The organism is Lysinibacillus sp. LK3, assembly GCF_001043675.1.
Classification (GTDB): domain Bacteria; phylum Bacillota; class Bacilli; order Bacillales_A; family Planococcaceae; genus Lysinibacillus; species Lysinibacillus capsici.
The window spans coordinates 238,378-260,238 of record NZ_LDUJ01000001.1; the positions used below are offsets into that span (position 1 = coordinate 238,378).

A 21,861-nucleotide genomic window follows, 5' to 3' on the forward strand; every position below is an offset into this window, starting at 1 on the left:
AAACAGTGATATTTCCATAGCTGACGAGCTGAACAAAACATACTCAGCATGTATATGCCGTCACTACGAAATATATTTGCTATGTATAATTGTTGAGAGATGAGGTGCAAAATTGTTAGTTATCCAGCAAACATCCAAATTAATAGATGAATGTGATCAGTGCGTTTCACGTTTTTGGCAAATGCGTGAGGAAGATGGAACACCTGATTTTTTTCAAGAGGTAAAGCCACATGCAGATGAAATTCATCAACTTTTAAAGGTATGGCAGCAAGAAGCCAATAAATGGATTCAAAAAAATCGACCAAAATATATGCATACGCAACAAATTGCTTCAGTCGTTGAATCGATGGAGCAATTTGTTGTGCAATCTTTTTATAAAGAAACAAGTAAAAAACGTTTTTTAGATGCCATACATTCTACTTCCTATACTTTGAAAATATTTGAACGATTAGTTAAGGAGGGAGAAAAGGATGCTATCGAAGAAACGAACGATTAGCGAGCTTTTACATGAGTGGAGATATGATGAAGAACTTAAAGAGCGTATCCTGCACTGGCAAACATTAGAAGGGCGTCCAGCGAACTATGCACCATTTCCTAGGAATTTACATCCTTCTTTAGTGAAAGCCTTACAGACAAGAGGGATTGATCAGCTTTATACACATCAGCGAGAGGCATTTGATTTGGCACAGAGTGGTACATCTTTTACAGCGGTTACGCCAACTGCTTCAGGTAAATCCTATTGCTATCATCTGCCAGTGCTACAAAAAATAATGGAGGATAAAAATGCACGTGCCATTTATTTATTTCCAACAAAGGCACTGGCACAGGACCAGAAAAATGATTTGAATGAGCTCATTGAGCAAAGCGGTGAGGAGATTTTAAGCTATACCTATGATGGAGATACGGCTCCAGGCATTCGCCAAAAGGTTCGTAAGGCAGGGCATATCGTGATGACGAATCCTGATATGCTTCATTCGGGGATTTTGCCGCATCATACAAAATGGGTTTCACTTTTTGAGAATCTACAATATATTGTGATTGATGAATTGCATACATACAAAGGTGTGTTTGGTTCCCATGTGGCGCATGTTATTCGGAGATTAAAAAGAATTTGTGAATTTTATGGGAGTAAACCAGTGTTTATTTGTACATCGGCTACCATAAAAAATCCTAAAGAGCTTGCTGAGCTGCTAACGAATGAATCACACATGCTCATTGCTGATTCGGGTGCTCCAGTTGGTAAGAAAACCTTTCTTTTTTACAATCCGCCGATTATTCATAAAACATTTGGCGTGCGTAGAAGTGCTGTATTAGAGGTAAGTGATTTAGCTAAGAGGTTGTACACGGCTGGCATTCAATCCATTATTTTTGCCAAAAGTAGGGTACGAGTAGAAATGATTGTAACCTATTTAAAGGAACTTACACGTAATAAGCTGCTCGATGAATCTGTACGTGGCTATCGAGGTGGGTATCTGCCATCTGAACGACGTGTCATAGAAAAAGGCTTACGTGATGGAACAATCCAAACAGTAGTTAGCACCAATGCATTAGAATTAGGTGTCGATATTGGTCAATTACAAGCATGTATTATGACAGGTTACCCAGGAAATATTGCGAGTGCTTGGCAGCAAGCAGGACGTGCAGGGAGACGTCAGGATGAGGCATTGATTATTTATGTTGCGCAATCTTCCGCATTGGACCAGTATGTAGTCAATCATCCACTATTTTTACTAGGCAGTACACCAGAGGAAGCACGTATTTATCCAGAAAATATGCTGATTTTAATGGATCATTTGAAATGTGCTGCCTTCGAGCTACCTTTTTCAACAGGCGATACGTATGGAGAATATGACATACAAGAATTGCTGGAGTATTTAGCAGAAGAAGGGGTAGTTTTTAAGACGAGTGATAAATGGCATTGGATGAGTGATCGTTTCCCGGCGCATGATATTAGCTTACGTTCAGCGTCACAAGAAAATGTAGTCATTATTGATCTTACCATTCCTGCACAGACAAAGGTTATTGGTGAAATGGATCGTCATAGTGCCATGACACTCTTGCATGAAGAAGCCATTTACTTGCACCAAGGCATTCAATTCCAAGTAGAGAAGCTTGACTGGGAAGAAAAGAAAGCCTACGTACGTGAAGTAGATGTTGATTACTATACAGATGCCAATCTAGCAGTTGAAATGAAAGTTTTAGAGGAAGATCGTAACCGTTCATATGCAGGTGGTACAATCTGCTTTGGCGATGTTGGCTTAGTTGCACAAGCAACGATTTTCAAGAAAATACGCTTCGGCACACATGACAATATTGGCTCAGGACCTATACATTTACCACCAGATGAAATGCATACCAGTGCTTCGTGGCTATCGTTTACAGCACCAGATAAATGGACAGAGGAAGAGCTAACAGATGCTATGACTGGGGTAGCCTACGCGATGAATGCCTTCATTCCTTTGTTTATTCAATGTGATAGTAGCGATGTAGCCGTTGTACCACAGGTGAAGGCCACACATAATGAGCGGCCAACGTTTTTTGTCTATGATAAGTATCCTGGTGGCATCGGCTTAAGTGAAAAGGTATATGAACTATGGGAAGAGCTAATCATGAAAACATATGAACATGTTACAAATTGTGCATGTGAATCGGGCTGTCCTTCCTGTATTGGGGCACAAGAATCATTGCTTCAATCAAAAGGAAAGGTAGCTAAATTACTGCAACAATTAATGGCATAGTAAACAGAGGGTGAGGAACGCCAATATGTTCTTTCACCCTCTTGTTTGTATTCATGGTAAATCGATTTTCATCGAAGAATATTTTGAATGAGGTTAACAATCATGTTACTCTTGCAAGAGAGATGTCTTATACAATAAGCAGAAAATGAGTGAAATTCATGTCTTACGAAAATAAAATATTACAAATGAAAAAAATGCTGGGAAAAAAACCGATGTCCGCCAAAAAAGTTGAAGAACCAGCGTTCCAAAAGCCTGCTAGGCCAAGCTATACAGAGCAATGGAAACAGGCGGGACTAACCGTTGTTGAAAATGATTTCGGCATCGTATTTAAGCGTCAAGTAAGCTATCCGTTTAGCTATCAGCATGGACATTATCAACTGCAATCATTCTTTGAAGCCCTGAAAAAATGGCAAGATGCTGAGTTTGATCATCCTTATGCGCTAGATATGGAAGAGTCCGTCTTATTTTTTGACACGGAAACAACAGGTTTAAAGGGTGTTGGGACCCATATTTTTTTGCTTGGATTTTTAGAGGTAGCTGAAGAATCCTTTATCCTCACACAATATATTATGGCAGATCCTGCACATGAAGCAGCCTTCTTATTTGAATCCAAGCTTTGGCAAAAGTCAGCTACTGTGATTACCTATAATGGGAAAAGCTTTGATTGGCCACAGCTTGAAACACGATGGACATTGCATCAAAAAACCTTACCAAAATTACGCTCTCAGCGACAGATCGATTTGTTGCATAGTTCGAAGCGTTTATGGAAAAATGATATGGAGCGCTTAAAATTAAAATCTGTCGAGGAAGAAAAGCTTGGTTTTTCGCGTAAAGGGGATATTCCAGGCCATCTCGCACCTATTATTTATTTGGATGCAGTAAAAAGTGGCATTCCAGATGCTCTTATAAAGGTTTTGCATCATAATGAGTGGGATTTACTATCACTTATCACACTGTATAGTCATTCTACGTATTTATTGTTCGAGCAGGACCATGAAGAATCAGCAAAAACTTTCACCAACATTGGGAAATGGTATGGTGATTTAAGAGAAAGTACACAAAGTGTGAGGATTTTAGAAAAGGTGACATCAAAATTTGATGCGCTAGAAGCGGGTCATGCTCAATATTATTTAGCTTTACAGCACAAGAAGAATAAACGCTATAGTGAAGCTATTGACTCATTCGTGGCCTCCCTTCATTTTGTTGAAGCAAGAACAAAGTTACATGCCCTTGAGCAGCTAGCCATACTTTATGAGCACCAAATGAAGGATTATGAGCTGGCCCTTTATTATACGCAAGAAGGCATACGTCTCATTCGAAATAATGGGCAATGGAGAGCAGAACAAAAACAAAAATGGGAAATTTCTTGGGAAAAGAGACTACACAGATTAGGAAATAAGAAATAAATTCGTGGGTAAGCGCGTGAAACGACAAGTTTAGCCTTACAATTAGTATTTTCAGACGATATAATGTGATGAAGTATGCTATAATGTATTCGTGTATGTAGTGTGAGGAAGGGCGATGTGAATGGACATTAAATTAACGTCAAAAATGATCCTTGAAAAGGAATTTAAAAAGAACTTTAAAGGCTACAATGTAGAAGAAGTAGATTCTTTTCTTGATGAAATTATTCAAGACTATGAAACGTTTGAAAAAGTGGTGGCCCAACTACGTGAAGAAAATAGACAGTTAAAAGAAGAAATTGAAAGCACACCTAAGAGACAACCGGTTGCTTCAGCAGCAGCTGGTACAACGAATTTTGATATTTTAAAACGTCTTTCTAATTTAGAAAAACATGTATTTGGTAGCAAGCTGTACGAATAAATTTAGTCAATTATATTGTATTTAACATAAAACTCTAGTATAATCTTTCGTATCATCACGAAATTCTGGTAATCGCTGCGGCGCTAGACGTCGTAGAGGAAAGTCCATGCTCGCACGGTTCTGAGATGACCGTAGTGTTCGTGCTTACTGAAAAAATAAGGTAAGGCAGCTATTAAGGCTGACGGCGGAAGGAAAACCTAAGTCCTCTGGATATGGTTGACACTTCCTGAAAGTGCCACAGTGACGAAGCTTGCTTGGAAACTTGCAAGGTGGAACGAGGTAAACCCCACGAGTGAGAAACCCAAATTATGGTAGGGGCACTCTCTAGAAGGAATTGAACGGATAGAGGGACAGAGTTTGCTCTGTAGATAGATGATTACCACCTGATCGTACGAGGCGCAAGCTGTTTGAGTACTCGGGAACAAAACATGGCTTATGGAATTTTTTGATGCTTATCTACGAAATAACAAGCGCTCTCCAATTCGGTGGAGAGCTTTTATTTTGAATTCATGAGGAAAAAGTAACCTTGTTAATCAAGTCTTGGTATGCGCTATACGTTTGAGAAGTATCGCTACCGCTTCTAAGTCACAACATCTGAAAACGGTTATCGCATCAATGTGATGTATTGATCTTGACTGCTCACATACTTGTATTGTAAGCAAACGCCAGGTATAACACCACCTCTATAAATGGTTTATCAGTTTTAGGTGTATCGTTACCTGTTTATCAAGAGAATGCCTTCGGCGATTGTCATAGATTTACTTGAGGCGCTTTTCGAGCAAATTCGAAAAATCTGGACGCATTCATTGCACGAAAGAGAAGCGTCAGTGACAATTACACCGAGCGCAATAGATTACATAGTGGTTGGCCTGACGTAAATGCCCTTCTGAGAGGGAGTATAGAGAGATAGGATGGAGCGGAAACATGAACGGAGTAAACAATTGGGAAAGTACGGATAAACTGAAACTGATATCTAAATATCCGACTACCTTAATACTTAAAATCTTCGAAAATGTATCTGAAGGTATCATGATTACTGATGAATACAAAAAAATAGTAATGGTTAATCCTGCCTTTGAATTTGTGACAGGCTATACATGTGATGATGTGGTTGGAAAAACGCCAGCCGTTCTACAATCTGGTGTACATGAATTGCCGTTCTATTTAGAGATGTGGGAGCAGATACGACAAGAAGGCATTTGGCAAGGTGAGATATGGAATCGTCGTAAAACTGGAGACGTATATCCTGAATGGTTAACAATTGTTTGTGTAACCAACGATGAGGGTGAGGTTACAAATTACTGTGGTATTTTCACAGATTTGTCTGAAAGAAAAATAGTAGAAAATGAATTAGAAAAGCGTTTGCTCACGGATTCATTAACAGATGTATCCAATCGTTTTGCCTATATCGAAAGAATGGACAATCTCTTGGAATCAACTTCTGCTATTTCTCATTCAGTGCAGCATGCGATCTATTTCTTAGATTTGGATCGATTTAAGCAAATTAATGATACATTAGGCCATGCTGTTGGAGATTCAATTTTAATAGAAGTAGCAAATCGACTAAAAAAATTACTGAAAAATAAAGATATTATTGCAAGATATGGCGGAGATGAATTCGTCATTACATTAACCAATGTGAAAAATGTGAAAGAGGCTGCAAAATTTGCTGAACAAATTATTAGTAGTATTGAACAGCCAATGATGATAAATGATCAGGAAGTTTTTATTTCTACAAGTATTGGTATTAGCGTTTATCCAGTTGATAGTAAAAACACAGAAGAACTGATCAATTGTGCAGATAGAGCGATGACTTATTCAAAAAAGAATGAATTAAACGGCTATTCCTTCTATTTTGATGAACTGCAAACCGACGCACAACGAGTGCTATTGCTAGATTCTGAGTTAAGAAGAGCAATAGAAAACCGTGAATTTGAGCTACATTTTCAGCCAAAGATTTCTATGGAAAATGAGCAGATTCAAGGTTTAGAAGCACTAGTCCGCTGGAATAGCGAGAGGCTAGGCTTTGTTTCGCCTGCTGAGTTTATCACTTATGCGGAGGATACAGGTCTAATCATTCCATTAAGTGAGCTTATTATCGAAAAAGCTTGTGAGGCAGTCATTCAAATGCAACAATATGGTTGGAAAACACCTGTCGCCATTAATATCTCGAGCATTCACTTTAAACAGCAGAATTTTTTGGAGTCGATACAAACAATATTAGAGCGCTATAATATGCCAGCTAACAATTTTGAAATAGAAGTGACAGAGCGAACGGTGATGAACAGTGCCAATGAGACAGTTAGTAAATTGGTTCGTTTAAAACAATTAGGCTTTAAAATCTCAATCGATGATTTTGGGACTGGCTATTCATCCTTAAGCTATTTGGTTCGCTTCCCATTAGATTGTTTAAAAATTGATCGTAGCTTTATCCAGCATATTGGATCACTCGATGAAAAACAGGCAGTTGTAGATGCGATTATTCAAATGTCTCATCGCTTAAAAATGAAAGTTGTTGCTGAAGGTGTAGAACAAGCACAACAAGTGGATATACTACGTAAAATGAACTGTGATATTATCCAAGGCTATTATTACAGCAAACCACTCCCGTTAAACGAATTGATGGAGTTTATGGAGTATTGGGAAATTGAGCATCAAGGAAGGAAATAATTTATGGCAAACTATCAATTAGTAGCTACGTCAGCAATGGGCTTAGAAGCTATTGTGGCACAAGAAGTAAAAGCACTTGGCTATGAAACAACCGTTGACAATGGCAAAGTATATTTTGAAGGCGATGAAACAGCAATTGCGCGTACCAATTTATGGCTACGTGTAGCGGATCGTGTAAAGATTGTCGTTGGGCAATTCCCAGCAAAATCGTTCGAACAATTATTTGAAAGTGTAAAGGCACTCCCTTGGGAGAAGTATTTACCAGTGGACGCTGCTTTTCCTGTTTCAGGAAAGTCCGTAAAATCGAAATTATTTAGTGTACCTGATTGTCAAGCCATTACCAAAAAAGCAATCGTTGAGCGAATGAAACAGCATTATAAACGACTTGGCTTTTTAGATGAATCTGGAGCGACTTACAAAATTGAAGTTTCAATTTTAAAAGATGTGGCGACACTAACGATTGATACATCTGGTGCTGGCCTACATAAGCGTGGCTATCGTCAGGCACAAGGTGAGGCACCATTAAAAGAAACATTAGCAGCTGCGCTTGTACAAATTTCAAAATGGAATCCAAATCGCCCGTTTGTTGACCCATTCTGTGGCTCTGGTACTATTGCATTGGAAGCGGCGATGTTTGGACAAAATATAGCTCCAGGCTATAACCGCGAATTTATTTCTGAGGAATGGCCATGGATGAAAGCTGCAATCTGGGATACGGTTCGTGATGAAGCAGATAGTTTAGCGAACTATGATCAGCCTTTAGAAATTATTGGTTCCGATATTGATCACCGTATGGTCAGCATTGCGCAAGAAAACGCAATGGAAGCAGGCTTTGGAGAGTTAATCACGTTTAAGCAGATGCAAGCACGTGATTTTACAACACAGTTAACGGATGGTGTCATGATTGGGAACCCGCCGTACGGAGAGCGTATTGGTGATGTGGAAGTCGTGGAACAGGTGATTCGCGATGTTGGGAAGGTCATGAAAAACTATCCAACTTGGTCTGTATATATGCTATCCTCCATGAAGAATTTTGAAGAATTATATGGACGCCAAGCGACGAAAAAACGTAAATTATTTAATGGTTTTATTGAAACAAATTATTATCAGTTCTGGGGTCAAAAGTCTAAAAGAGATTAACGAATAGTAACGGAAGATAAGATTTTTTCTTATCTTCCGTTTCGTCGCGTATAATAGCACCAGATAGTTAGAGGGGGAACATTAATTGCGTAAATCTTTACCATTTGCATTATCAAAGGACCGTTCATTTTTCGATTCATTAGGTGACTGGATGGGCGATGTTCTTTATGATGAATTACCAGAAAAGGGCTTTGAATGCCGTGATGAGCAAATCTTTATGGCTTATCAAATAGAACAAGCACTAAAAGAAAAAAATGTTCTCTTTGCAGAGGCAGGAGTGGGAACTGGAAAAACGATCGCTTATTTGCTTCCAGCTATTTCCTACGCACGTTACACAGGGAAACCTGCGTTGATTGCTTGTGCAGATGAAACATTAATCGACCAACTTGTAAAAGAGGGGGGCGATATTTATAAACTCCAAAAAACGTTAGGACTTGATATTGATGTTCGACTTGCAAAATCGAGAGATCAGTATTTATGCTTAAAACGCTTTGAGGAAGCAGAGAAAGTGGAGTCGGATGAATGGATTGATGATATTTCCTTTTCTATCCCTGATGGTGTTTATGCACAAGGTTCGATGATTGCTGTTCATCCATATGGGGAACGCAGTGATTATCCAACAGTCAGTGATGAGGATTGGCAAAAGGTTAATTACAATTCGATTATGCAATGTTCGGTTTGTGACCTTCGTAATCGCTGTGGGCAAACATTGCATCGCTCTCATTATCGAAAATCAACCGATCTTGTTATTTGTTCACAAGATTTTCTAATGGAGCATTTGGCTACAAAGGAATCTCGTGAGCGTGAAGGTCAGTTAGCATTACTGCCTGAGGTATCAATGATGGTGCTGGATGAAGGACATTTATTGGAGTATGCTGCGCAAAAAGCGATGACCTATAAAGTACAGGCGACGACTATCGTGCAATTACTGGAGCGCTTGATGGTAGATGGTGTACGCGAGCGCACACTGTATGCAATGGAGAAATTACAGGATGATCATGAACTATTTTTTGATCAGCTTCGTGATGATATCGTTGCTTCTAATGAAGATCGCAAACGCATAAACAAATCAAAAACATTGCTTGCTTATGGGAAGCAATTAATAGATGATGTAGAAACATTGATGGAAGAATTCGTTTTTGAATCAGAAATGTACATGATACCTGAATATGAGCTAAATATGGCGGAAGAATATTTAGAACAATATGAGGCTTCGTTGCGTATTTTCATCGCACAGGGAGATGCAGTAGATTGGTTAGAGGAAACAGATGGTGAAGAAACGCTCGTCATTATGCCTCGTTTAATCACAGAAGTTTTAGCAGAAAAATTATTCTCTAAAAAGCTTCCAATCGTCTTTTCTTCTGCCACTCTATCGGTCAATAAAGACTTTTCTTATATTGCCTATAGTTTAGGAATTCGAGATTACCAATCATTTTCCGTGCCATCCCCATTCGACTATGAAGAGGTTATGAAAATCTATTTACATGAGCTTACACAACGAGACAAAACAGCGCGTGTTCAGCAGTTGCTGCGTGATGGCGAGCAAACGTTGATTTTGTTTAAATCGAAGCAAGCCATGCTAAACTTCAAGGCAGAATTACCGCTAATGGAACGTATGTATGTAGCATTTGAGGGAGATCGAGAGCTTTCAGCCATTGTTCGAGACTTCCAGCAAGGAACAGTTAAAACATTATGTTCATATCATTTATGGGAGGGGTTAGATTTGCCTGAGGAAGCATTAACTCGTGTGATTATTTATGATTTACCGTTTCCTCCACAGGACCCATTATTTGATGCGAAACGTACATTTGCCGAAAACCCATTTGAGGAAGTGGAATTACCTTTCATGCAATTACGCTTGCAGCAAGGGATGGGGCGCTTAATTCGTACATCGAATGACCATGGTGATATTCACATTTTGTTAAATGAAGATGAACAAAAGCAGCGCGCAGCCTTTGAAAATATAGTAGCAGTTGTACCAGAAATAAAATAGAAAGAAGCGAGTTTACCCAAACGGTAAGCTCGTTTTTTGTTATATCGAAATAACATTATGTGTGTAGTTAAATTATGGATCTTTAAAAAACTGTTGAATATTTCTCTTTTAAGCTATATAGTTCTTTGTAATGCAACGAAATCTTGTGAAAGAATATATTTTTTATATTGAAAATAATTTCACAAAAGGTTTATAATAATGACAAAGATTTTTAAGAATAGTCAAATTGCTTGCTGACTATTCCTTGATAGGGGGCTTAAACCTGTCGAACATTCAATCATTGTGTAGAAAATATACAAATCTATCGGCAACGGATATTGACAAGTTAATAGAAATAGAGGCTACGCTAACGTATTATGCTGAGTTGACTGATTGTTACATGTTCATAGATTGCCTGTTGGAGAATTTACCGCATGCAATTGTTGTGGCAGAGGCATTCCCGAAGAAAGAGATTGGTTTATACGAAAAATCAGTTATCGGAAAATTCGTATTTGAAAGTTTTGAACCAGCCGTATTTGCTGCGTTTAAACATAAAGAAAAATCATCCATTTCCAGAGCAATTACGCAGGAAGGCATAACGGTGGAGCAAAATGTCATTCCCATTTTTAATGAGCAGCAGCAAGTAATTGCTGTGTTGATTCAGGAAAAAATGGTGAAGATGCAAACGACACCGAAGGATGATTTTCAAAATATGCCGTTTGCATTAATTGAGCATATTGTCGAACCTAATTCTCAACCAATTCCAGTTGTTTCTGATTTACTCGTAGAGTCGATTATTCTCACAAATCACGAAAATAAAGTGATTTATAGTAATCCAGCAGGCTATCATTTTATTTCGGAGCTATCTGGATTAGAAAACTTTGACAATATAGCGTTGGATAAAATCTTACCTTTTTTACAGGAGGTCTATGATAAAGGCGACGATGTCTTTTTCCTAGAAATTACGATTGATCGTAAGTCCTTTATTGTGAAGAAGATTCCTATTCGCAGTCATAACGAGAAAGTCACGCTACTCATTATTCATGATCTAACAGAGCTTAAGCTGAAAGAAAATGAGCTAATGATGAAAACATTTGCGATACGAGAAATTCACCACCGCGTGAAAAACAATCTTCAGACAGTGACAAGTCTATTACGTTTACAAATGCGAAATGATCTGTCTGCTTCAAATGCAAGTGCGTTTCAAGAGGCATTAAATCGAATCTATAGTATTTCATCGGTGTATGAGCTGATTTTAGAAAATGAAGATAACGCTGAAGAAAGAGTAGACGTTATCGCATTAGCTAAAAAAATTGGTCATAAAATGATTGGTACGTCTAATACAGCAACTATTCAACTAGCCTTTCATCATGAAAATTTGCAGCTGTTCTGCCATTCAAAAAAGGCAGTCTCTTTAGCACTCATTATTTGTGAGCTACTGCAAAATGCATTAAAGTATGCGTTTATCGGACGTGATGAAGGAGTTATCGATATTCAATTCATTCAGGAAGATTCTACAATTTCGCTTCATATTTCTGACAACGGCGTTGGAATGCAAGAGGTGAAGGCATCTTTTGGTATGGAGATTATCACAAGGCTTGTAGAATATGATTTAGCTGGCTCATTTTCAATTATCCCTAGTAATGAAGGTACACATACTCAAATTCAGTTCCCTGTAAGTGAGGAGGTATTTATCGTAAATGACTAGGAAAGTTATGATTGTCGAAGATGAATCACTGATTGCGATTGATTTGAAGTTTATGTTAGAAGATAACGGCTACGAAGTTGTAGCTCAAGCGAACAATGGGGAAACAGCCATTGAATTAGCCTTTTTACATAAACCACAGTTAATCTTAATGGACATTAAAATGCCTAAACTTGACGGTTTAAAGGCAAGTAAAATTATTGAACAACAGCTTGGTATACCCGTTCTTTTCATCTCGGCCTATAGTGAAAAAGAATTGTTGCTATACATGAAGCAGGATAATATATTAGGATATGTAATGAAACCGTTTTCTGAAAAAAATGTGTTGCCTGTGCTTGAGGTTGCTTTTCATCAAATTGATAAATTCAACCGTCTCAATGGGGAGATCTTACATAAGCAAACACAATTAGATAAGCGAAAAGTCATTGAACGAGCGAAGGGCTTGCTGATGCAAGCTGAAAATATAAGCGAGGACGAGGCTTACCGTAAGATTCGCAATGAAAGCATGCAAACACAACAGGAAATGGTGCATATTGCACAGCAAATTATTAACAACTTACAAGTCAATAGTTGAAGCAAAGGCGCTTTAAAGAGATTTCTTCTTTAAAGTGCCTTTTTTTATATAAATTTATAAATAAAAAAGGGGTGATGAGTAAGATGGCAATGATAGGAACGATTATCGTTTATATTATTATGATTTGTGCTGTTTTAGGGGCAATCGGAGCTATCCGAGATGCTGAGTATGGAATTGGGAAAGAATTTATGAATGGGATCCATACGGTTGGTCATATTTTTGTCCCAGCAGCAGGGATCATGGCAGCTATACCTTACTTAACATGGTTTATTAGTCATTTTATTAGTCCGATTTTTGAGTTAATTGGCGCAGATCCTGCGATTGCAGCGACGACGATTTTAGCCTCGGACATGGGTGGTTATCAATTAGCCAATGCATTAAAGGAGTCTTATGAGGGATGGGTAATGGCTCTTGTTGTTGGTTTTATGTCAGGTGCTACTATCGTATTCTCGATTCCAATGGGCCTTGCGATGTTGGATAAGCGTGATCATAAATACATGGCGCTAGGAATTATGGCTGGCGTTTTAACAATTCCGATTGGTGCATTTATTTCTTCGATCATGATTGTGCTTTTCAACACAGAAGTACGTGAAGTCATTAGTACAACAGAGGCTCCTACATATGTATTTGCCATTTCTGTTTTACAAATATTAATTAACTTACTACCTTTATTCATTTTTGTTATCTTAATCGCACTAGGCTTAAAGCTTATTCCAAACGGCATGATTACTGGCTTCATGGTATTCGGTCGTGTAATGGATGCGGGAATTAAACTGGTGTTAGTGTTCTCTATTGTTGAGATTTTTACAGGTATTTTTACAAAGATTTTTGGCGCGTGGGGCTTTGATCCAATCATGGCTGATGAAATCGATCAGTTCCGAGCATTAGAAACAGCTGGTTATATCGGGATTATGCTAGCGGGTGCTTTCCCAATGGTGTATCTAATTCGAAAGTATGCTTCCAAGCCACTTGAAGCAGCTGGTAAAAAATTAGGCTTATCCTCTGTAGGAAGTGCTGGGATTTTAGCAACGATTGCGAATATTTTAGCGATGTTTACACTAATTCGCCATATGCCACCAAAAGACAAAGTAATTAACATTGCATTTGGTGTATGTTCCGCCTTTTTATTAGGTGATCACTTATCATTCACGGCGAACTTCCAGCCAACCATTATTTTACCTGTTATTGCAGGGAAGTTTTTAGCGGGAGTTATTGCGATAATTTTAGCCTATAAGCTTTCAGTACCAACTGCATTAAGGTTGGAAATTGAAGATCGCAAGGCTGGCATTATCAAAGAAGGCGAGTATTTAACAGATCAACAATCTTAATTGATTAAAAAGTGAGGTGATGACGTGTGAGTGAAGAGAAAAAACGATTTATTCAGGAGTTTGTGCCGGGTAAACAGCTAACATTGAGTCACCTTATTGCCAATCCTGATCCAGAAATGTTTCAAAAGCTAGGTATTCAAGAAGCAGGTGCCCTTGGCATTATGACTTGTACGCCAAGTGAAACGGTAATTATTGCAGGAGACTTAGCAACAAAGGCTGCCAATGTCAAACTAGGATTTTTAGATCGTTTTACAGGTAGTCTCGTTATTGTTGGTAGTGTGTCAGAGGTAGAAATGGCGATGTTAGAAATCAATCGTTTTTTATCCGAGGTATTAGGTTATACACCATCAAAAATAACAAAATCATAGGATGTGTCATATGAAAAATCGAGTAATGATAATAGGCGGTGTGCAAGCAGGAAAGTCAACATTGATGAATACATTGTTGGGCAAAGAAAGCAGTGCCAACAAAACACAAGCACTCGTTTATGATGACTGGATTGTTGATACACCAGGTGAATATGTTGAAAATCCAATGTATTACAGAAATATTATGGCAACATCTTTGGAAGTAACCCATGTAATTTACTTGCAGGATGCCACATCAGCAAGGAGTGTATTCCCTCCGCAATTCAGCTTAGGGATTCCCAAAATACAAATAGGGGTTATTACCAAGATTGATGCCCCTGATGCAGATGTAGAAAGGGCTACCGCCTTATTAAAAAATGTTATGACGCAGGGCCCTATCGTGAAAACCTCTTCATGGCAAAAGCTTGGCATTGAATTGATTGAACCATTGATTCAACTCAAGACAAATGAAGAAATTCAACAATTTGTTAAGGAAAGCGATAGTCCGTATCTCATGTATTGCTCACAGTAGCGAGAGGGAGGTGTAGGGTGAAAACTGAAAAAATATTTAGTGCAGGCATTGATATTGGGACAAGTACCACAAAAATGGTTGTCAGTAGTTTTCTGTTAAAGAATGTGGCTGGCGTAACACATGTGCCAAGGATTGAAATTATTGAGAAAACGGTGTTGCATCAAAGTCCAATTATTAGAACCCCTTTTATCAATAAAGACATCATTGATATGAAAAAGATAGAGGAATTTATTTCTCAACAGTATCAATTGGCACAAATTGCTCCATCTGATATTGCAACAGGGGCCATCATCATTACTGGTGAATCAGCCACGAAGGAAAATGCAAGTGAGGTTGTCCATACCATTGCAGATGGCGCAGGTCATTTTTTAGTTGCTACCGCAGGTCCTGATTTAGAGGGCATCATTGCTGCCAAAGGGGCAGGTACTTTACAGCAATCAAAGAATTCATCCAAAGTCATCGCCAATATCGATATTGGTGGAGGGACAGCGAATATTGCTGTTATGCAGTTTGGAGAGGTCATTGGTACATGTACCTTACATGTTGGTGGTAGATTGATTGAGTTTAAGGATGGCAAGATTCAATCAATTTCTCCGCCACTCATGCGATTGATGGAACGATGGGCTAATCCGTTAGCGGTCGGTGATGCGGCCGAAGATATTCGAGTGACACATTGTCTTGAAGAAATGGTGCAAACACTTGCCATGATTCTTCATGGGCAATGCAGAGATGAAAAGCATCCATTATTACTAGGGCATTTACCAAACTGGCATAAACCTGTGGATGCCATCGTTTTTACGGGTGGTGTGGCCTCTTGTATTTATGAAAATGAATGTACCCAGCGTCAATATGATGATATTGGTGAAAAATTAGCGAAAATGCTACTACAGCATGAACAGCTACAATCATTTTTATGGTTACAACCAGAGGAAACAGCACGTGCAACAGTGACGGGTGCTGGTACACAAACCACTGAAATCAGTGGGGCAACCATTCAGGTGGATGCCCAAGTATTACCACTAAAAAATGTACCTGTCTTCAATTGTCATATAGATTCTTTAACAGATTTTAACTCGACGGTGAAGACAGCAGTAGAGAGAGCAAATGATTTATTTTCTATACAGGACAATCGTTCGCCATTTGCCCTCTATTTTAGTGAATTGCCATATTTAAGCTTTCAGGATGTACATGCATTGTGTCAGGCCATTTTGTTACATTTGGCGACAAGATGCTCTAAGGACATACCAATTATCATAGTCATTCAATCAGATTATGCAAAGATTATTGGACAGACCATACAAGCCATAAATGCGACAGTACCAATTATTTGCATCGATCAAATTAAAGTGGAAACGGGCGATTACATCGACATTGGAGAGGTTCTGCCATCTGGCGTCGTTCCTGTTGTGGTGAAGACCCTTGCCTTCCATTCAAAGTAAGGAGGATGAATGTGAACTTATCGGTGATATTTGGTGGAGAAAAATATAATTTTAAATCATTAAAAGATGTTATGGCTAAGGCCAATGAAGAAAAATCAGGCGATCAGCTAGCAGGTATTGCCGCTGAGACGGTTCAACAACGGATCGCAGCAAAGGCAGTATTAAGTGAGCTTTTAGTTAAAGATATCCGCGAAAACCCATTAGTGCCACAAGAAAATGATGAGGTTTCACGCATTATTGAGGGCGATATTAATGAGCAAATATATGGAGAAATCAAAAACTGGAGCATCGAGCAGCTGCGTGAATACATTTTATCAAATGACACGGGTGATCGTGAATTAAAGCGTTTAAGTAAAGGGATGAATTCCGAGATTATTGCCGCTGTTACAAAACTAATGTCCAATTTAGATCTTGTACATGCAGCCAATAAAGTTGAAATACTTTCAACGTGTAATATTACGATTGGTCAAAAAGGGACGCTGTCATCTCGTCTACAGCCAAATCATCCGACAGATAATATTGATGGCATCATCGCCTCTCTAAAAGAAGGACTGTCCTATGGTATTGGGGATGCTGTTATCGGCATTAATCCTGTAGATGATTCAGTTGAAAGTGTCAAAAAAGTGCTTACGGCTACAAAGGAATTCATCAATGATTGGTCCATTCCTACGCAAAACTGTGTATTAGCTCATATTACAACACAGATGAAGGCAATTAAACAAGGCGCCCCAGCAGATATGATTTTCCAAAGTATCGCAGGGACAGAAATTGCTAACCGTTCGTTCGGTATTTCTGCTGATTTAATACGAGAAGCAGAGGAACTCATTAAAAAACAAGGAACAGGTACTGGTCCAAATTTATTCTACTTTGAAACAGGTCAAGGCTCAGAGCTATCGGCAGAGGCACATATGGGGATTGACCAAGTAACACTGGAATCGCGCAATTATGGATTTGCTAGACATTTTAATCCTTATATTGTGAACACAGTAGTTGGCTTTATTGGCCCAGAGTATTTATACAACAATAAGCAAGTAATTCGAGCAGGTCTCGAAGATCATTTCATGGGCAAAATGCATGGTATTCCTATGGGGGTAGATATTTGCTATACCAACCATATTAAGGCAGACCAAAATGATGTGGAAGATTTAAGTGTATTGCTGACAGCTGCTGGTGTTAACTTTATTATTGCTGCGCCAATGGGCGATGATGTGATGCTCAACTATCAATCGATGAGCTTCCATGATGTGGCTACATTACTCCAAACATTTGGTAAAAAACCAGCACCAGAGTATTTAGCATGGTTAGAGAAAATGGGCATTTATGAAAATGGTCGACTGTCAGCAAGAGCTGGCGATTTATCCATTTTTGAAAGGTAGGTGAGTCAAGTGAATGATCAATTAGTTTCTATGATTACACAGCTTGTCATGGAGAAGATGGAGAAAAGTACAGGTAGCCAAACACCTGAAATAGCAGCTACTCCAACAGAACAACCACTTATTAAATTTTATGATACAGTAGAAAATCGTTCTTCAGGAACAACAGAAACTATCGCAACATCACAGGAACCATTAATTCAGCTGTATCAGCATGGAGCTCCACAGCAAGTAACGACGGTTACTTCTGCTACTTTCGAACAACCAGTAAATGACGCTGTGCCAATCAAGCCCTTTCAGTTTGAGGCGGGCTCGTTAAGTGAAAGTGTGCAGGCTGCTAAGAAACATACACCTGCTCGTATTGGTGTAGGAAGAGCGGGGACAAGACCGAAAACGAAAACCTGGTTAAAATTCCGACTTGATCATGCTGCTGCGGTAGATGCTGTATATGGCGAAGTGACAGAAGATCTTTTACAAAAGCTTGATGTCTTTCAGGTCACAACGAAAGTCACAGATAAAGAGGAATACATTACAAGACCTGACTTAGGGCGTCGTTTATCAGAAGAATCAAAGGCATTGATTCAGCAAAAATGTAAACCACAGCCAAAGGTACAGATTATTATCTCGAATGGCTTGAGTGCAAGTGCGATTGAGGAGAATGTTCAAGATGTTTACTTAGCCCTTCAGCAAAGTCTTAGCAATTTAAATATTGACATTGGTACTACGTTCTATATCGATAAAGGGCGTGTTGCTTTAATGGATGAGATTGGTGAGCTGCTACAGGCAGAGGTTATTGTTTATCTAATTGGTGAGCGTCCAGGGCTCGTATCGGCAGAATCGATGAGTGCATATTTATGCTACAAGCCAAGAATTGGGACAGTGGAAGCGGAACGTATGGTAATTTCAAATATCCATAAGGGTGGTATCCCACCATTAGAAGCGGGAGCTTATCTTGGCACAGTCATAGAAAAAATCCTGCGTTATCAGGCAAGTGGCGTAGAGCTTGTCGCAAAAGAAGGTTAGGAGGCTGAAATATGTATCCTCAAAAAATTATGGCGCAAATCTTGGCGATGCAAACCATTCCAAGAGTCAACAGTGAACTAGCAGAGCAGTTAGATTTAAAGCCACATCATCATAGCATTGGACTTGTCACACTGACAATCGACGATGTTGGCTACGTAGCCTTAGACGAGGCGACGAAAAAGGCAGATGTCGATGTTGTTTATGCAAAAAGCTTTTATGCGGGAGCGGCACATGCGTCTGGCCCATTGTCAGGTGAAGTGATTGGCATTATTGCTGGAAGCTCACCTGATGAAATTCGTAGTGGTCTTGATGCCATTCAACAAAAAATTGAATTTGATACGTATTTTGAAGCCATTAATAATAATGACAATCATGCCTTGTTTGCCCATACCGTGGCAAGCTGTGGGACGTATCTTGCAGAGCTTGCAGATGTAAAGGTTGGCACCCCACTTGCTTATTTAATTGCTCCGCCGCTTGAAGCGGTTGTTGGATTAGATGCAGCATTAAAGGCTGCAGATGTTGAGCTAAAGGTTTTCTTTGGTCCTCCATCTGAAACCAATTTTGGGGGCGGCTTATTAACTGGCAGTCAATCTTCATGCGAGGCTGCGGCACATGCATTCAGAGAAGCTATTGAAAATATAGCTAGAAACCCAGTGATCTAGAAGGGAGGCGGCTTTATGGCCACATTAGACAAAGACTTATTAGCGATTCAGGAAATGAGAGATGCCGTTAAACATGCTAATACAGCACAGGCTGCCTATATGCAATTTTCTCAGCAACAAGTAGACAACATTGTAAAGGCTGTCGCGGATGCTGCCTTTAAGGAAGCAGAGCGTTTAGCAAAAATGGCTGTGCAAGAAACAGGAATGGGTATTCCTAACCATAAAAAGATGAAAAATGAAGTAGCTTCACGAGATGTCTATGAAGATATTAAAGAATTAAAAACAGTTGGTATTGTGGGCTATGATCGGATGAAAAAAGTAGCCGAAATTGCAAGTCCTTTCGGTGTCATTGCTGGTATCGTACCAACAACAAATCCAACCTCTACAGCGATCTTTAAGACACTCATTTCTTTAAAAACGAGAAATGGTTTAGTGCTTAGTCCACACCCATATGCAGTGAAATGTACAAAAGAGGCCTTAGATATTTGTCGAGTAGCTGCTGAAAAAGCAGGTGCGCCAGAAGGATTACTACAATGTTTAACAATGTCCTCCATGGAGGCAACACAGCAGCTAATGAAGCACCCAAACATCCATTTAATTTTAGCTACGGGTGGTGGTGCATTGGTCAAGGCGGCCTATAGCTCTGGCAAACCTGCCTATGGGGTTGGGCCAGGAAATGTACCAGCTTATATTGAAAAATCGGCTAATATTCAAAAATCTGTACGTCAATTGGTGCAAAGTAAATCGTTCGATAATGGCACAATCTGTGCAACAGAACAAGCCATTATTGTGGATAAGGTGATTGCAGAGCAAGTGCAAACAGAATTAAAGAAAAATGGTGCCTATCTATTAAATGCCGAAGAAAAAGCTAAAATGGAAAAATTGATCTCGCCAGTTCCTGGTAAAGTAAATCCCCAGATTGTCGGTAAATCAGCTACTTGCCTAGCAGATTCTGTCGGTATTACGGTACCAGACGATACAAAAGTTCTTGTGGGCTTCGAAACAATGATTGGTAAAAATATTCCATTTTCTCTTGAAAAACTATCACCAATCTTTGCGCTTTATGTTGTTGAAAACAGTACAGAAGCCAAGCAGGTGATGATTGACCTATTAAATATTGGAGGACGCGGACATACATGCTCAATTCACACTGAAAATGCAGCATTAGCAGAGCAATTTTCTGTCGAATTACCAGTATCACGAATTGTGGTTAATACATTATCCTCAATTGGTGCAGTAGGTGGCACAACGGGCTTAGCACCATCCTTTACATTAGGCTGTGGGACATTTGGCGGCAATATTACGTCAGACAACATTACAGCAAGACATTTATTAAATATCAAACGTATGGCGTATGGCATTAAAGATGTCGAAGTGCCAAAACCAGAATTCGAAGTACAGTCCGTTGTTGAATCGGTAGTTTCACAAGAACCTACTCTTGATACAACGATGGTTCAACAAATTGTCGATCAAGTATTAAAACAAATCACATTACAAAATAAATAAATTATTTGGAGGAATGACAAATGAGTACAGCATTAGGAATGGTAGAAACAAAAGGTTTAGTAGGAGCAATTGAAGCAGCAGACGCAATGGTAAAGGCAGCAAGCGTTAATTTAGTAGGCAAAGTACATGTAGGTGGCGGGATCGTAACAGTTCTTGTACGTGGTGATGTAGGTGCAGTAAAAGCAGCAACAGATGCAGGGGCAGCAGCAGCACAACGTGTAGGAGAGCTATTATCTGTCCATGTAATTCCACGTCCACACCACGAATTAGAAATGATTTTACCAAAAGCAGAAGCATAATTTCATGTTCTTTCAAACGCTATAGATGGAAAAATAACTACCATTTATAGAAGAGAGCTGGATCTAACTTTAGAACAGCTCTCACCTTGTCCTGATAAAATAATCAACAAAATAAAGAGGTGGCTAACATGACAACAGCAACAAAAACTTTTCCAGTGGCCATTTCGGCTCGTCATATCCATCTAAGTGAAGTGGATTTACAAGCACTTTTTGGTCCAAATGCAACCCTAACGAAAGATTTCGACTTATCACAGCCAGGGCAATTTGCTGCAAAAGAGCGCGTCTCTATTGAGGGACCTAAAGGCGTTATTCATAATGTCCGTGTCCTTGGACCTGTAAGACCAGCAACCCAAGTAGAGGTAAGCCGCACTGATGCCATGAAGCTAGGAGTGACACCACCTTTACGTCAATCAGGTGATATTGACAATTCTGCGGGTATTAAAATACTTTCTCAAGACAAAGAAATAGAGATCCAGCAGGGAGTCATCATTGCGCAAGCGCATATTCATATGACTGAGGAAGATGCCAAAGCATTGGAAGTACGCAATAATGAATTAGTTTCAGTAGAAGTTGTAAGTGATCGACCTGTCACTTTCCGAGGTGTCGTTGTACGTGTTTCCAATGATTTTAGTCTGGAAATGCACATTGATACAGATGAAGCAAATGCTGGTTTTATCGAACAGCAGGCACAGGGTAAATTAATAAAAGTATCATCGTAAGGAGGAGGCA

The 21,861-nt window shown here is 39.2% G+C and carries 19 protein-coding genes and 1 other RNA gene; all 20 read left to right on the forward strand.

Annotated features, from left to right (window positions below; genetic code table 11):
* Positions 1 to 112 precede the first annotated feature (112 nt).
* The 20 genes from VK91_RS01115 (at position 113) to VK91_RS01205 (ending at position 21,851) form a co-directional block, all read left to right on the forward strand.
* Entirely contained in the window at positions 113 to 496 is a 384-nt protein-coding gene (locus VK91_RS01115; protein WP_048389983.1) for a YppE family protein, read from the forward strand.
* Entirely contained in the window at positions 471 to 2,738 is a 2,268-nt protein-coding gene (locus tag VK91_RS01120; RefSeq protein WP_048389985.1) for a DEAD/DEAH box helicase, read from the forward strand. Before VK91_RS01115 ends, VK91_RS01120 begins: the two co-directional genes overlap by 26 nt.
* Positions 2,739 to 2,896: 158 nt before the next feature.
* Positions 2,897 to 4,144 (forward strand): ribonuclease H-like domain-containing protein, encoded by a 1,248-nt coding sequence (locus tag VK91_RS01125; RefSeq protein ID WP_048389987.1) that lies wholly within the window; start codon positions 2,897 to 2,899, stop codon positions 4,142 to 4,144.
* A gap of 121 nt (positions 4,145 to 4,265) precedes the next feature.
* On the forward strand, positions 4,266 to 4,562 hold the full coding sequence (gpsB, locus tag VK91_RS01130; protein WP_004269307.1) for a cell division regulator GpsB: 297 nt from the start codon (positions 4,266 to 4,268) through the stop codon (positions 4,560 to 4,562).
* Between the two features lie 60 nt (positions 4,563 to 4,622).
* Positions 4,623 to 5,003, forward strand: an RNA gene (gene rnpB, locus VK91_RS22310) — RNase P RNA component class B.
* A gap of 483 nt (positions 5,004 to 5,486) precedes the next feature.
* On the forward strand, positions 5,487 to 7,232 hold the full coding sequence (locus VK91_RS01135) for a GGDEF domain-containing phosphodiesterase (RefSeq protein ID WP_048389989.1): 1,746 nt from the start codon (positions 5,487 to 5,489) through the stop codon (positions 7,230 to 7,232).
* A gap of 3 nt (positions 7,233 to 7,235) precedes the next feature.
* The gene (locus VK91_RS01140; RefSeq protein WP_048389991.1) at positions 7,236 to 8,372 is read left to right on the forward strand and encodes a class I SAM-dependent RNA methyltransferase; all 1,137 of its coding nucleotides are present in this window, start codon (positions 7,236 to 7,238) and stop codon (positions 8,370 to 8,372) included.
* 85 nt (positions 8,373 to 8,457) lie between these two features.
* On the forward strand, positions 8,458 to 10,365 hold the full coding sequence (locus VK91_RS01145; protein WP_048389992.1) for an ATP-dependent DNA helicase: 1,908 nt from the start codon (positions 8,458 to 8,460) through the stop codon (positions 10,363 to 10,365).
* A gap of 226 nt (positions 10,366 to 10,591) precedes the next feature.
* Positions 10,592 to 12,052 (forward strand): sensor histidine kinase, encoded by a 1,461-nt coding sequence (locus VK91_RS01150; protein ID WP_026023345.1) that lies wholly within the window; start codon positions 10,592 to 10,594, stop codon positions 12,050 to 12,052.
* The gene (locus VK91_RS01155; RefSeq protein ID WP_004269312.1) at positions 12,045 to 12,623 is read left to right on the forward strand and encodes an ANTAR domain-containing response regulator; all 579 of its coding nucleotides are present in this window, start codon (positions 12,045 to 12,047) and stop codon (positions 12,621 to 12,623) included. Before VK91_RS01150 ends, VK91_RS01155 begins: the two co-directional genes overlap by 8 nt.
* Positions 12,624 to 12,706: 83 nt before the next feature.
* Entirely contained in the window at positions 12,707 to 13,951 is a 1,245-nt protein-coding gene (gene eutH / locus VK91_RS01160) for an ethanolamine utilization protein EutH (protein ID WP_048389995.1), read from the forward strand.
* Between the two features lie 26 nt (positions 13,952 to 13,977).
* Complete coding sequence (gene eutS / locus VK91_RS01165; protein ID WP_004269314.1) at positions 13,978 to 14,319, forward strand: ethanolamine utilization microcompartment protein EutS; 342 nt, start codon at positions 13,978 to 13,980, stop codon at positions 14,317 to 14,319.
* Between the two features lie 10 nt (positions 14,320 to 14,329).
* Positions 14,330 to 14,830: a EutP/PduV family microcompartment system protein gene (locus VK91_RS01170; protein ID WP_048389997.1), complete on the forward strand. Its 501-nt coding sequence runs from the start codon at positions 14,330 to 14,332 to the stop codon at positions 14,828 to 14,830.
* 17 nt (positions 14,831 to 14,847) lie between these two features.
* Positions 14,848 to 16,269 (forward strand): ethanolamine ammonia-lyase reactivating factor EutA, encoded by a 1,422-nt coding sequence (locus VK91_RS01175; RefSeq protein ID WP_048389999.1) that lies wholly within the window; start codon positions 14,848 to 14,850, stop codon positions 16,267 to 16,269.
* Between the two features lie 5 nt (positions 16,270 to 16,274).
* Complete coding sequence (locus VK91_RS01180) at positions 16,275 to 17,645, forward strand: ethanolamine ammonia-lyase subunit EutB (protein ID WP_008176446.1); 1,371 nt, start codon at positions 16,275 to 16,277, stop codon at positions 17,643 to 17,645.
* A gap of 9 nt (positions 17,646 to 17,654) precedes the next feature.
* A complete protein-coding gene (gene eutC / locus VK91_RS01185) occupies positions 17,655 to 18,665 on the forward strand; it encodes an ethanolamine ammonia-lyase subunit EutC (RefSeq protein ID WP_048390002.1) in 1,011 nt (336 codons plus the stop codon).
* An 11-nt stretch (positions 18,666 to 18,676) separates the two neighbouring features.
* Complete coding sequence (gene eutL, locus VK91_RS01190) at positions 18,677 to 19,327, forward strand: ethanolamine utilization microcompartment protein EutL (RefSeq protein ID WP_036077522.1); 651 nt, start codon at positions 18,677 to 18,679, stop codon at positions 19,325 to 19,327.
* 15 nt (positions 19,328 to 19,342) lie between these two features.
* On the forward strand, positions 19,343 to 20,833 hold the full coding sequence (locus VK91_RS01195; protein WP_009370494.1) for an aldehyde dehydrogenase family protein: 1,491 nt from the start codon (positions 19,343 to 19,345) through the stop codon (positions 20,831 to 20,833).
* A 20-nt stretch (positions 20,834 to 20,853) separates the two neighbouring features.
* Positions 20,854 to 21,132 carry a BMC domain-containing protein gene (locus tag VK91_RS01200; RefSeq protein WP_004269321.1) on the forward strand — a complete coding sequence of 93 codons (279 nt, stop codon included), beginning with the start codon at positions 20,854 to 20,856 and terminating at the stop codon, positions 21,130 to 21,132.
* Positions 21,133 to 21,260: 128 nt separating this feature from the next.
* Positions 21,261 to 21,851: a phosphate propanoyltransferase gene (locus VK91_RS01205; RefSeq protein WP_048390004.1), complete on the forward strand. Its 591-nt coding sequence runs from the start codon at positions 21,261 to 21,263 to the stop codon at positions 21,849 to 21,851.
* Positions 21,852 to 21,861 lie beyond the last annotated feature (10 nt).